Raw genomic sequence first — 11,691 nt, forward strand, 5'->3', positions numbered from 1 at the left:
TCAGGCCATGCCACCGGCGACGGCCGGCAGGATCGTCACGGTGTCGCCGTCGGCGAGCTTGGTGTTGATGCCGTCGAGGAAGCGGACGTCCTCGTCGTTGAGGTAGACGTTGACGAAGCGGCGCAGCTTGCCGTCGTCCACGATGCGGTCCTGGACGCCCGCGTGCCGCGTCTCGAGGTCGGCGAAGAGCTCGGAGAGGGTCTCCCCCGCACCGGGGACGGCCTTCTGTCCGTCGGTGTAGGTGCGGAGGATGGTCGGAATGCGGACCTCGATGGCCATGGCTCGGGGCTCCTGTCGGGAGTGGTAGGTCGATGGGCGCGCGGCGGCGCGTAAAACGGGGTTAACGCAGGTCACGCATGTGAGGCGCCGCGGGCTCACGGCCGTACGGCGGCAGGGTGCAGCATCAACAGATGGCGCTTGCCAGCCTGCACAGGTCGACGTGCAGCCGCGCCACGAGCAGCGGGGTGCCCGGCGTCTTCTCGCTCACGTCGTAGGAAACCATGGGCTCATCGTATCGATTCCCGGTCCGGATTCTGGAGGCCTGTCCCGCACTCTGGACATTTTCGAGCCGCCTGGTGAGATCGCCAGGTCGCAGGGCGGTCAGTACACCTGTCAGTACACCTGTCAGTACGCCTCTACGACGTTGACCGCTTCCTCCGTGACGACGCCCTCGATGATGCGGAAGGAGCGGAACTGGAAGTCGCCGGCGCCGTCCGTGTCGCGGGTCGAGACGAGGACGTAGTGGGCCTGGGGTTCGTGGGCGTAGGAGATGTCGGTGCGGGACGGATACGCCTCGGTCATGGTGTGGGAGTGGTAGACGATCACCGCCTCCTCGTCGCGGTCCCACATCTCGTCGTGCACCTTCTTGTGCTCGCCGCTGTCGAACTCGTAGAACGTCGGCGAACCGGCCGCGTTCAGCATCGGGATGAAGCGCTCGGGCCGGTCCGAGCCCTCCGGGCCGGCGACGACGCCGCATGCCTCGTCGGGGTGGTCCTTGCGCGCGTGGGCGACGATCTGGTCGACGAGGGCCTGGGTGATGGTCAGCATGCTGGCCAGGATAAGCAGAGGGGCCCTCCCGTACCGAGGGGTGGTACGGGAGGGCCCACATGCCGGAATCTCGTGACGCCTCAGAGGATCAGGGCACGATCACGGCATCACAGCATCAAGGCATCAGCGTGGCGACCAGGGTCTCCTGCAGCCCGCCGAGCCACAGGTACGCCATCACCAGCGCCTTGCGCGGGTCGTCGTCCGGCAGTCGGTAGAGGAGGTCGGCGTCCTCCTCGGCGACGATGTCCAGGCGCGAGCCGATCGCCAGGCGCAGGTCGTTGAGGGTGCCCAGCCACTGTTGGGACTCCTCGTGGGACAGCTTGAGCACCGCGCCCCCGTCACCGGCGGGCGTCAGCGCGTCCAGGGAGCGGATCACCGCGAGGGCGCCGTCGCGTTTGCCGGTGCGCAGGTCGTTCTCGGTGAACCGGCGGAACTCGGCGGCGTGCTCGCGCTCCTCCGCGGCCTGCTCGGGCGATGACGGTACGTCGACGGGGTCGCCGTAGGCGTCCGGGAACAGTCGCTTGAGGACGGGGTCGGAGGGGGGCTCGGTCGGGCCCTCGGCGAACAGCTCGGCGAGCGGGTCGTCGGAGGCGTCCTCGGCGGGGCCGGGGCCGATCAGCTCGAGGAGCTGGACGGACAGCGACCGGATGATGGAGATCTCGACGTCGTCGAGCGCGATGGCCGCGCCGCCGCCGGGGATCGGTTCGAATTGTCCTGACATGAAGTGAGTTCGCTACTTCCGGTCCTGCTGAAGGGTGGCCCACAGACCGTAGCCGTGCATGGCCTGCACGTCGCGTTCCATCTCCTCGCGGCTGCCGCTGGAGACAACCGCCCGGCCTTTGTGGTGGACGTCCTTCATGAGCTTGGTGGCCTTGTCCTTCGGATAGCCGAAGTAGGTCTGGAAGACGTAGGTCACATAGCTCATGAGGTTGACCGGGTCGTTGTGGACGATGGTGACCCAGGGGACGTCGGGCTCGGGTACGGCGAAGGTCTCCTCCGCCGACTCGGTGCGTTCGATCTCTACGGGAGCGGGTGACGTCACATGCCCATGCTGCCACCAGAAGGGGGTCACCGGCCAAATCAAGCTGGAAATCGTCAAAGTGACGAGATGGGGGTAGCATCCCCTCCATGAACACAGCGGGCATTGGGCTGCCGGTGGACGTCCCCTCGACGGCGCTCTTCACGGATCACTACGAGCTGACGATGCTGCAGGCCGCCCTGAGGGCGGGCACCGCCGACCGGCGGTCGGTCTTCGAGGTCTTCACCCGGCGGCTGCCCGAGGGGCGCCGTTACGGTGTCGTCGCGGGCACCGGGCGGGTGCTGGACGCGGTGGAGAACTTCCGTTTCGACGCGAACGTCCTCGGCTTCCTGCGCGAGCGCCGGATCGTCGACGAGGAGACCGTCGACTGGCTGGCCTCGTACCGGTTCGACGGGGACATCTGGGGCTATCCTGAGGGCGAGGTCTACTTCCCGGGCTCGCCGGTCCTCAGGGTCGAGGGCTCCTTCGCGGAGTGCGTGCTGCTCGAGACGGTGATCCTCTCCATCCTCAACCACGACTCGGCCATCGCGGCGGCCGCGTCCCGGATGGCCTCGGCCGCCGGTGACCGCCCGCTGATCGAGATGGGCGCCCGGCGCACCCACGAGCTTGCCGCGGTGGCCGCGTCCCGGGCCGCGTACGTCGGCGGTTTCTCGACCACGTCCGACCTGGCCGCCGGTTTCCGCTACGGCATCCCGACCGTCGGGACGAGCGCCCACGCGTTCACCCTGCTCCACGACCGCGAGCGGGACGCCTTCCAGGCCCAGGTCGAGTCGCTGGGCCGCGGCACGACGCTACTGGTGGACACGTACGACGTGACCGAGGCGGTACGGGCGGCGGTGGAGGTCGCCGGGCCGGAGCTGGGCGCGGTGCGCATCGACTCCGGGGATCTGCTCCTGGTCGCGCACCGGGTGCGGCAGCAGCTGGACGCGCTGGGCGCGGAGCGGACGCGGATCATCGTGACCTCGGACCTCGACGAGTACGCGATCGCCTCGCTGGCGGCGGCGCCGGTGGACGCGTACGGGGTCGGCACCCAGCTGGTGACGGGTTCCGGCCACCCCACGTGCTCCATGGTCTACAAACTCGTCGCCCGCGCGGAGTCGGCGGACCCGAACGCTCCGCTGGTCCCGGTGGCGAAGAAGTCGAGCGGCGGGAAGACGTCGATCGGGGGCCGGAAGTGGGCGGCCCGACGGCTCGACCGGGACGGGGTCGCGGAGGCCGAGGTGATCGGTACGGGGCCGGTGCCCGGTGAGCTGGCGGACCGGCAGCTGCTGGTGGAGCTGGTCAAGGGCGGTCAGGTGATCGCCCGCGAGCCGCTGGATGTCGTACGGGACCGGCATGCCGTCGCGCGCGCGAACCTGCCGCTGTCGGCGACCCAGCTGTCGCGCGGGGAGGCCGTCATTCCGACGGAGTACTTCCACCTGGGTACCTGACACCCAGGGGCGCAGGGGCAACAGGCTTCTTCGCGCGCCGGTTGCCCCGAATGCCCCCTCCCGAAGCGGAGCCGAAGTCTCTAGGCTCGGAAGTTCACATATTCACATCGGCAGTCGAAGGAATCCGACCATGCGCCGCGCCTTGATCGTCGTAGACGTGCAGAACGACTTCTGCGAGGGAGGCAGTCTCGCGGTGGCCGGGGGCTCCGATGTCGCCGCCGCGATCACCGAGCTGATCGGGCAGGCCCCCGCCGGATACCGCCATGTCGTGGCGACCCGCGACCACCACATCGCCCCCGGCGGTCACTTCGCCGACAACCCCGACTTCCAGCACTCCTGGCCCGCGCACTGCGTGGCCGGCACGGAGGGCGTCGGTTTCCACCCGAACTTCGCCCCGGCGGTCGCCTCCGGCGCGATCGACGCCGTCTTCGACAAGGGCGCGTACGCGGCGGCCTACAGCGGCTTCGAGGGCGCCGACGAGAACGGGGTCGCGCTGGGCGACTGGCTGCGGGCGCGTGAGATCGACGAGGTCGACGTGGTCGGCATCGCGACCGACCACTGCGTCAAGGCGACCGCCCTGGACGCGGCGCGCGAGGGCTTCCGTACGCAGGTGCTGCTCGACCTCACGGCCGGGGTGGCCGAGGGGACGACGGAACGGGCACTGGAGGAGCTGCGGGCGGCGGGCGTGGAGCTGTCGGGGAAGCCGGTCGTGTAGCGGCCGGAGGCCCAGGTCGGCGCCGGTGGCGTAACGGCCGTACGCCCGGGTCAGCCGGGCGGCCTGGTCCAGCCACTTCCCGTTGCGCATCAGGTCCCGGTCGGTCATCTCGGCGGCTGGTTCCCCTGGCCTGGATGATCTCCGGGCTGACCTGGAACCAGACGTACGAGGGCCGCTCTCACGCGAGTCCCCAATGCGTACGATGCCGACCAGGGCCACGCCCCGGGTCTGGCCGGAGTAGCGCCAGCCCAGGCCCGAGGCGATCAGGTTGCTCCCGGTCGGGTTGGGTGTCGCGGGTGGCCAAGCCACCCCCCTTCCCACCTGCCCCTGCCGTCATGCGGCGAGGCTGTGACTCCTCCCCCTCCCCAAGGGGCAGGGGGCTTCTCACTTGGCCGTCTTGGCGGCCTCATGACGGCCAAGCCCTGACCGGCACCTCACGGTGCATCGCAGACTGTAGCGAAGAGGTGACGCTCCGCGCCACCGGAACTGAGGGTCCCGTTTGCAGCGGCCAAATGGGCGGTGGTTCCCCGCAATGAGACGGAAGGTCCTACGTCTACCGGTCACATCCGGCGTACGACCCAAGTCGCAGGACGTAGGACCGCACTGGACGTCCGCCGCCGTCACACCCGTGCCCTCGGCCTCCGCAGCAGCGACCTGATCGGATGCCACAGCTCCGTGCGCTCCAGGGCGGACGGGACGCTGTGGTCCAGCGCCTTGCGCCATATGAGGCCGTCGGGGTGGTGGAGGACCGCCGTGATCTCGTCGGGGGTGGGCGGTGCCGCGTTGCCCCGGAGGTAGACCGCTCGCAGGCCCAGGTTGCGCAGGCGGGTCAGTGCCCTGGCGCGGTTCTGGGCCAGCACCAGGACGCGTACGTCGTCCAGGCACACGCCCGTGGGTCTGCCGGTCGGAGCGGCGGGGCTGGGCAGGTTCAGCGCCACCACCACGCTGCCACTGGGCAGCTTGCAGAAACCTCCTGCGGCCATGCGGCCACACCCCCCGTGGGACTCGGTGTCAATAAGAAAACCACAGGACGCACCTAAACACGATCGGCCGCGACCCGCCAGAGGGGTCACGGCCGATCATGCTCTGACCTGCGAAAACGTGGCCTACTTCACTGCGGGACCGACCTGGACCGAGATCGTGGAGCCGCCCTTGGACTGCTTGACGATCTTGATCTTGGTGTTGGTGTCAGTGATGTTCACACCCGCGAGCGGGGTCGCCGCGTCGTAGTACGTGGAGGTGTGGTCGTTGAAGGTCGACACGCCCTTCTGGGAGGCGACCTTCGTGAGCACGTCCGCCTTGTGCAGCCGGAGCGCGTCCGTGCGGTACAGGCTGAACGGGGAGTCGTAGGACTGGATGCGGCTGCGCATCAGCGTGCCGTCCGCCCACTTCAGCGGGGTCGGGTGCGCGTCCACCGGAAGGATCTTGCCGAGGCCCGGGTGGGCGGTGACGTTGTTGTCCTTCTGGGACGTGTCCCACTTCCAGATCAACAGGCCGGTCTGGTACCGGTAGTGCTCGACCCAGGCCGGACGGGTCGTCGAGAAGCCGTAGTTGTACGGGCCGACCTTGAGGGTCTTGTCGTACGACACGTACTGGCGGTTCTCGGCGATGTAGTACTGCGGGTAGCTGCCCGTGTAGGACGCGCCGATGCGCGAGAAGCCCTTCGTCTCCCAGGCGGCGTCCGCGCTCTCCGCGTTGTCGGCGAAGAGGGTGGCGCCGTCGGCGGTGAGGGTGATCTCGTCGGCCGTGAAGCCCGTCTGGGAGACGCCGCCGTCGGACGTGTAGCGGAAGCGCAGGTCGAACTTCTTGCCCGCGTAGGCGTCCAGGGGGTACGAGAGCTTCTTGTACGCGTCCACCGTGCCGGTGAGCGCCGGCTTGCCGCTGCCGTCGCGCGGGATGGGCGCGCCGTCGACCGTGCCGTCCAGGGGCGTCCAGTTGGCGCCGCCGTTGGTGGAGACCTCGGTGTACACGTAGTCGAAGTCGGCCTCGACGTCGTACCAGCCGTCCAGGGTGAGGGTGGCCGAGGACTTGCCGGTGAGGTCGACCGAACGGGTCAGCGTGTTGTTGAGGTTGTTGTCGCTGCCGCTGAACCACTGGGTGGCGCCCTGTGCCGGGGTGACGACCTGCGTCGTGACCGACTTGTCGGGCAGCGTGACGACGAGCGCCTGCGGGTTCTTGGTGTTGTACTCGGCGACGCCCAGCTTGTGGCTCGACTTCTTCGCGGCCTTCGCCTTGTCGTACTTGAGCCAGCCCAGCTGGAGCTTGTCCCAGGCGGTCATGTCACCGGGCAGGTTGCCGATGTTGTCGCCGCCGGTGCCGAGCCAGGAGCCGGACGACATCAGGGTCCAGTAACCGGTCGAGTTCTCACCGGTGTTGGTGGTGTCGTAGTGGTCGGGCAGACCGAGGTCGTGGCCGTACTCGTGGGCGAAGACGCCGAGTCCGCCGTTCTCCGGCTGGATCGTGTAGTCGCCGACCCAGATGCCGGTGTCGCCGATCTGCGCGCCGCCGAGCAGGTTGTTCGCGGGGCCGGTCACGCCCTTGTCGGTGCCGTACGCGTACGAGCGGTGGGCCCAGATGGCGTCCTCGCCCTGTACGCCACCACCGGCGGACTCGTCCTCACCTGCGTGCACGATCTGGAAGTGGTCGATGTAGCCGTCGGGCTCGTTGAAGTTGCCGTCGCCGTCGAAGTCGTAGCGGTCCCACTGGTCGTAGGCGGCCAGCTGCTTCTTGATCGCCGCGTCGGTCGCGCCGGCTGCCTTCTGCTCCGCGACCCAGGCGGTGACCCCGTCCTGCACCGCGAACCAGGCGCAGTTGTCGGGGTTGCAGCTGTTGGAGCCGTAACGGGCCTCGTTGTAGGGGACCTTCACCCAGTCCGAGACCGTGCCCTCGACCGAGTAGCGGCCCGAGGACTGCTTCTCGTAGTACTTCTTCATCGACTCGACACCCTTGCCGGTGCCGAAGTAGAGCTCCTTGAAGTGCTTGGTGTTGTAGTCCGCCTGCCAGGCAGTGCTGTTGTCCTTGGTGCGGTCCGGCGCGGCTATCTGGTTGTGCAGCGGGCCGGGCGTGCCGCCGTAGCGGCTGTCGACCTGGTCGCCGAACTCGACGAGGATCGTGAAGATCTTGTCGGTTCGCTCGCGGCCGAGCTCGACGAACTTGCCCTTGCCCTTGCCCTTGCCCTTGCCCTTGAGCTGCACGACCTGCGAGCCGTTGCGGTTCTTGGCGGTGGACTCGCCGGAGATGACCTGCCGGAGGGCTTCCTCGCGCTGGGCATCCTGGGTCTGGCTGAGCGGGCCGTCGAGGTCGTGCTCGGCGTGCTGCCGTTCCGCCGGGTCGAGGCGGTTCGCGGCCGACGCGGCCGAAGTGCCCTTGCCGGAGCCCGAGTCGGCCTCGGCTATGGCGAAGGTGGAAAAGGTGGCGGCGGCTGTGGCGAGTGCCACACCGACGGCCGCCGTTCTGAACGTCCAGGGTCTGCTGGTCACTTGAGGGTCCTCCCCCGCGTCCAGTCCGCGCGGATGGGGGGTTCCTGGTTCGGAAGCTGTCCGCGGGCGGTATACGCGTGTAGTCAAGTGACTTAATTTGACTAGAGGTTTAGAAGAAAAGACAGATCTTGACTTGGACAGGTCAAGTACGTTACCGGCGCGTAGGCGCGTCCACTTGATGGACGTCATGACTCCGTGCGCCCCCTGTGCTCCGGAGCCGTGGGTTAGGTCACGCTTACCGCGCGTTCCAGTCGGGCATGCACGCGATTAGAGTCGGTTGGCGGACGCCGGTTGTCCGGCGGAAAGCCAGGTCGACACGCTCCCCTCACCCCCGAATCCAACGAGGACTCGATTGCCATGCCTCGTCCGACCGCGCCTCGTCCGACCGTCGCACAGCTCGTCTACGGTTCGTGCACCGTGATTCTCTCGACGCTCGCCATGCTGCTGCTGTCCCAGACGAGTTCGGGCCCGGTGGTCGCGCTGATCGCCCTCGTGGGGCTCGTCCTGGGACTGCTCGTCGCCCTGACCGTGCCCCGGCCCAAGCAGGCCCGGACCCCCTCACAGGTCGTCGCCTCCTCGGCCGCCCCGGCTCCGCGACGCGAACGCGTCCCGGTACGGGCCTCGGCACGACAGGACTGAACGACCCTCTCCGCCACGCCGACAGCGGTTGGGTGGGGCCCGCGTGACACGGGCCCCACCCAACCGCTGTCGTGTTCCCCGGAGTTGACCGGCCTGCGGCGACCGCCCCGGTCAACCGGTGCTGACCACCACCGTCTTGGCCGCCTTGTCGTGCAGCCCCTGCTTGTACGGCTTGTCGAAGAAGCTCCAGCCGCCCGCGATCGCCGTCCAGACGCAGGCGCAGCAGAACGCGAACGGGATCCACAGCACGAGCGAGCGGACGAACATGGTCTGCGCGGAGGGCGTGGCGCCGTTGTCGAGGTTGGCGACCCGCAGACTGAGCCACTTCTTGCCGAGTGTCTGCCCGGTCCGGGACATCATGATCGTGTCGTACGCGATGTAGAGCACGGCGGCGATGACCGATTGGCCGACCTGGCGGCCGTAGTTGATGTCGTCACCGTTCATGTCGTACTCGTGGACGTTGAAACCCCAGGTCAACAGCCCGACGACGATACCGACGAGGACCATGTCGATGAGCCGCGCGAGCACCCGCCGACCGCCGTCGGCGAGCGGGGGCATGCCGGCGAGGGGGTCGCCGACGCCACCGTACGGATCACCGCCGCCGCCTCCGTACGGCGAGCCGCCGCCGCCTCCGTACGGCGAGCCGCCGCCGCCTCCGTACGGCGAGCCGCCGCCGGTGGGGCCTGAGCCGCCGTAGGGATCGCCCGCGCCGTACGACGGAGGCGGTGGCTGCTTCCTGAACGGGTCGTCGTCTTCCGGTGGCTGCTGACCGGCGCCGGGGGGCGGTTCGCTGCTCATGGCCCGAGTCGACCGCGAACCGCCCGTTTCCGCATCCGGCGAGCGGCCGTCCGGGGTACCGGATCAGGCGAGGCGTACGGCTTATGCGGCGGCCCGCATCGGGCGTACGGCCGGGTGGGCCAGGGTCTGTCGTCACCTTCCCGTCGTCCGCCGGGAGGGCGGGCCCGGCGCCGACTGGCGCGTGGCCCGGAGGGCAGGCCCGGCGCCGTCCTGCGCGTGCTCTGGGCGTGCCGGGCGGAAGCCCTCGTACTGGATGTACGTGGGTTTTCACTCGGTGCGGCGAGAGGGCGTGCCAGACGCCGCGAGGCAGGCGGGGACTTTGCGGACGCGACCTAGCCCGCCACGAACGTGTGCGCCGCCTTGTCGTGCCAGCCCTGGCGCCACGGGCGGTCGAACAGGCACCACAGGACACCCACGATGCCGATACCTAGCAGCCCCGGAACGCAGTAGACGAGCCAGCGGCGCAGGGACGCGCCGAACGACGGCGGCTCATGGCCCTCTATGTCCCGGACCTCCAGACCGACCAGCTTCTTGCCGAGAGTGCGGCCCCACTTGGCCGTGGGCCACGCCTCGGACAGGACCCCGGCCAGCAGCAGCACGGCCAGCACGATGCCCAGGTACAGCCCGGTCGTACCGTCCAGCAGCCACACGGTCACGGTCTCGCCGGACACCTTCGCCGCGTCGATCTTCTCGGTGACGTGGTCGACGGCCAGGGAGCCCAGCGGTACGGCGGCCACGGCGGTCAGGGCGCCGAGGACCAGGGTGTCCACCAGCCGTGCGACCAGCCGCTTGCCGAGGCCCGCCGGACGCGCCGCCGCCTGTCGTCGGGCGGCGGCCTGGAACACGTCGTCGACGGGTGGCTTCCAGGGCGTGACGCGCGGTTCGCCGCCCTCCTCGGGCGCGGCCAGGCGGTGCACCTGCTGGGCCCAGGACGGCTGGCCGCCGCCGGCGTCGGGGGCCATGGGCGCACCGGTGCCGGGAGGGTTCTGCCGGGGGACGGCCGGGGGCGCGGGCAGCGGGGCGGGGGCGGCGCCCTGGGCCGCTGCCGCGCGGGCCGCCGCGGCCTTGCCGGCGCCGAAACCGGGGCCCTGCGCGGGTGCCGGCGCGGGCGCCGTGACCGGGCCCTGCGTGGCCTCCGGGGGGCTCGTGCTCCCCGGCTGCGCGCCGCCCGCCGCGTTTTCGCGCCCCGTGCGCGGGGAGGGCGCGCGGAAGGTCATGGTGCCCTCGGAGGGGGCGGGGCCGGCGGCGGCCGGTCCCGGGGTGGGCCGGCGGAACACGAACGTGCCCGACTCGGGCACGTCACCGGCGTCCTGCTCGACCGGTGGGATCGTCGCCGACCCGTCCGTACGGGCCGACCATCCGTCCGGCTGGACCGGGGGCTCGACGGCGGCCCTGGGGTCGGCCGCCCGCGGGTCGACGGTCTGGGCCGGGGAGCCCCAGGAGACCTGGCGGTCCCGGTCGCCGCCGAAGCCGGACTGGTGGGAGCGGTCGGCGCCCCAGGCGGACGCCGGTTCGGGCCGGCTGCCGTGCTGGGCGTCGGCCGAGGGCGCCCGACGCGGCTCGGCGCCCGGCGAGCGCGGGTCCTCGTCGAAGAAGTGCGGCCCGGTCTCCTCGACCCGCGCCGCGACGGACGCGCCGTCGGACGGCGCCGGCCGGCTGGTGCCCGGCACCCAGGAGGAGCCGTTCCAGAACCGGACATATCCAGGAATGGACGGGTCCGGGTAATACCCTTCGCGGGGCCTGTCGTCACCGGGGGCCGGGGTTGGGGCGCTCATGTCCGTCGTCCCGTATCTGCTCGGGGGTCATTTGGGGTGCCCCACATCTATCAGACCGGCGCACGCCCCATTACCCCTCCCGCCGTACCTACTCCGTTCGTGACAGCTTCTGCCATCAGTCGCGGCGGCTCCGACACCATCCGCAAGAAACTCTCCGAAAAAAAACTCCCGGAACTCGCGTAATGCTGACGCCTCCCCGCGCTCTCTCCTCGTACGGGCCCGACGCGGGCCCCGGCAACGAGAGGAAGTGCCCGCCATGAGTCACGCCATGAACACCGTGGTGGAACGGGAGCTGGAGCTGCAACTCATCCTGTCGCCGGAGCGGAGCATCCCGGTGCCCGCCCGCCTCACCTACCTGACCAACGATCCGTTCGCCGTCCACATCGCCTTCCACATCAGCTCCGAGAACCCCGTGAACTGGACGTTCGCCCGTGAGCTCCTCGTCGAGGGGGTGTTCAGGCCGTGCGGTCACGGTGACGTGCGGGTGTGGCCGACGAAGGTCGAGGGGCGCAGCGTCGTCCTGATGGCGCTGAGTTCACCCGACGGAGACGCCCTGCTGGAGGCGCCCACCGCGCAGGTGTCGGCGTGGCTGGAGCGCACGCTGCGGGCGGTTCCCCCGGGCGCCGAGGCCGAGCAGCTCGGCATCGACGACGGCCTCGCCAAGCTGCTCGCGCCCACCGCGCCCACCGCGCCCGACGAGCTGTGGCTGCGCGACCCGTGGCCGTCGGACGAGTCCCAGGACGGCGAGGGGGGATATGTGTGAGACGTA

13 protein-coding genes are annotated in these 11,691 nt (G+C 69.9%); 4 read left to right on the forward strand and 9 right to left on the reverse strand.

Annotated elements, in window-relative coordinates; translation table 11 throughout:
- The 5 genes from ADL01_RS10090 to clpS form a co-directional block, all read right to left on the reverse strand.
- The gene (locus tag ADL01_RS10090; RefSeq protein ID WP_053741585.1) at positions 1 to 279 is read right to left on the reverse strand and encodes a MoaD/ThiS family protein; all 279 of its coding nucleotides are present in this window, start codon (positions 277 to 279) and stop codon (positions 1 to 3) included.
- 124 nt (positions 280 to 403) lie between these two features.
- Positions 404 to 502: a putative leader peptide gene (locus tag ADL01_RS47475; protein ID WP_107090850.1), complete on the reverse strand. Its 99-nt coding sequence runs from the start codon at positions 500 to 502 to the stop codon at positions 404 to 406.
- A gap of 122 nt (positions 503 to 624) precedes the next feature.
- The gene (locus tag ADL01_RS10095; RefSeq protein WP_053741586.1) at positions 625 to 1,047 is read right to left on the reverse strand and encodes a Mov34/MPN/PAD-1 family protein; all 423 of its coding nucleotides are present in this window, start codon (positions 1,045 to 1,047) and stop codon (positions 625 to 627) included.
- 115 nt (positions 1,048 to 1,162) lie between these two features.
- On the reverse strand, positions 1,163 to 1,768 hold the full coding sequence (locus tag ADL01_RS10100; protein ID WP_053741587.1) for a DUF2017 domain-containing protein: 606 nt from the start codon (positions 1,766 to 1,768) through the stop codon (positions 1,163 to 1,165).
- A 12-nt stretch (positions 1,769 to 1,780) separates the two neighbouring features.
- Positions 1,781 to 2,089, reverse strand: a complete 309-nt coding sequence (gene clpS / locus ADL01_RS10105) for an ATP-dependent Clp protease adapter ClpS (RefSeq protein WP_053741646.1) — start codon at positions 2,087 to 2,089, stop codon at positions 1,781 to 1,783.
- 86 nt (positions 2,090 to 2,175) lie between these two features.
- Between clpS and ADL01_RS10110 the strand changes: the two genes are divergently transcribed.
- On the forward strand, positions 2,176 to 3,516 hold the full coding sequence (locus tag ADL01_RS10110) for a nicotinate phosphoribosyltransferase (protein WP_053741588.1): 1,341 nt from the start codon (positions 2,176 to 2,178) through the stop codon (positions 3,514 to 3,516).
- A gap of 130 nt (positions 3,517 to 3,646) precedes the next feature.
- A complete protein-coding gene (locus ADL01_RS10115; protein WP_053741589.1) occupies positions 3,647 to 4,231 on the forward strand; it encodes a nicotinamidase in 585 nt (194 codons plus the stop codon).
- Positions 4,232 to 4,851: 620 nt separating this feature from the next.
- Here the strand turns inward: ADL01_RS10115 and ADL01_RS10120 are convergent.
- Together ADL01_RS10120 and ADL01_RS10125 are read right to left on the reverse strand one after the other, a co-directional pair.
- A complete protein-coding gene (locus ADL01_RS10120; RefSeq protein WP_053741590.1) occupies positions 4,852 to 5,214 on the reverse strand; it encodes a hypothetical protein in 363 nt (120 codons plus the stop codon).
- 123 nt (positions 5,215 to 5,337) lie between these two features.
- Positions 5,338 to 7,710 (reverse strand): immune inhibitor A domain-containing protein, encoded by a 2,373-nt coding sequence (locus ADL01_RS10125; protein ID WP_053741591.1) that lies wholly within the window; start codon positions 7,708 to 7,710, stop codon positions 5,338 to 5,340.
- A 357-nt stretch (positions 7,711 to 8,067) separates the two neighbouring features.
- Here ADL01_RS10125 and ADL01_RS10130 point away from each other — a divergent pair, with 357 nt between their 5' ends.
- The gene (locus tag ADL01_RS10130; RefSeq protein ID WP_053741592.1) at positions 8,068 to 8,349 is read left to right on the forward strand and encodes a hypothetical protein; all 282 of its coding nucleotides are present in this window, start codon (positions 8,068 to 8,070) and stop codon (positions 8,347 to 8,349) included.
- 111 nt (positions 8,350 to 8,460) lie between these two features.
- On the opposite strand, the gene ADL01_RS10135 is transcribed toward ADL01_RS10130, so the two are convergent.
- The gene (locus ADL01_RS10135; RefSeq protein ID WP_053741593.1) at positions 8,461 to 9,147 is read right to left on the reverse strand and encodes an RDD family protein; all 687 of its coding nucleotides are present in this window, start codon (positions 9,145 to 9,147) and stop codon (positions 8,461 to 8,463) included.
- Between the two features lie 332 nt (positions 9,148 to 9,479).
- Entirely contained in the window at positions 9,480 to 10,922 is a 1,443-nt protein-coding gene (locus ADL01_RS10140) for an RDD family protein (protein ID WP_078960425.1), read from the reverse strand.
- A gap of 268 nt (positions 10,923 to 11,190) precedes the next feature.
- Between ADL01_RS10140 and ADL01_RS10145 the strand changes: the two genes are divergently transcribed.
- Entirely contained in the window at positions 11,191 to 11,685 is a 495-nt protein-coding gene (locus ADL01_RS10145; RefSeq protein ID WP_053741595.1) for an SsgA family sporulation/cell division regulator, read from the forward strand.
- The last annotated feature ends 6 nt before the right edge of the window (positions 11,686 to 11,691 follow it).

The sequence above is a fragment of the Streptomyces sp. NRRL WC-3618 genome (assembly GCF_001280005.1).
Taxonomy (GTDB): domain Bacteria; phylum Actinomycetota; class Actinomycetes; order Streptomycetales; family Streptomycetaceae; genus Streptomyces.

Excerpts from the sequence above, each read along its gene's own strand:
- ADL01_RS10140 (WP_078960425.1), bottom strand. The coding sequence starts at position 10,922 with ATGAGCGCCCCAACCCCGGCCCCCGGTGACGACAGGCCCCGCGAAGGG.
- ADL01_RS10120 (WP_053741590.1), bottom strand. The coding sequence starts at position 5,214 with ATGGCCGCAGGAGGTTTCTGCAAGCTGCCCAGTGGCAGCGTGGTGGTG.
- ADL01_RS47475 (WP_107090850.1), bottom strand. The coding sequence starts at position 502 with ATGGTTTCCTACGACGTGAGCGAGAAGACGCCGGGCACCCCGCTGCTC.
- ADL01_RS10090 (WP_053741585.1), bottom strand. The coding sequence starts at position 279 with ATGGCCATCGAGGTCCGCATTCCGACCATCCTCCGCACCTACACCGAC.
- ADL01_RS10130 (WP_053741592.1), top strand. The coding sequence starts at position 8,068 with ATGCCTCGTCCGACCGCGCCTCGTCCGACCGTCGCACAGCTCGTCTAC.
- ADL01_RS10115 (WP_053741589.1), top strand. The coding sequence starts at position 3,647 with ATGCGCCGCGCCTTGATCGTCGTAGACGTGCAGAACGACTTCTGCGAG.
- ADL01_RS10145 (WP_053741595.1), top strand. The coding sequence starts at position 11,191 with ATGAACACCGTGGTGGAACGGGAGCTGGAGCTGCAACTCATCCTGTCG.
- ADL01_RS10135 (WP_053741593.1), bottom strand. The coding sequence starts at position 9,147 with ATGAGCAGCGAACCGCCCCCCGGCGCCGGTCAGCAGCCACCGGAAGAC.
- ADL01_RS10110 (WP_053741588.1), top strand. The coding sequence starts at position 2,176 with ATGAACACAGCGGGCATTGGGCTGCCGGTGGACGTCCCCTCGACGGCG.
- ADL01_RS10100 (WP_053741587.1), bottom strand. The coding sequence starts at position 1,768 with ATGTCAGGACAATTCGAACCGATCCCCGGCGGCGGCGCGGCCATCGCG.
- ADL01_RS10095 (WP_053741586.1), bottom strand. The coding sequence starts at position 1,047 with ATGCTGACCATCACCCAGGCCCTCGTCGACCAGATCGTCGCCCACGCG.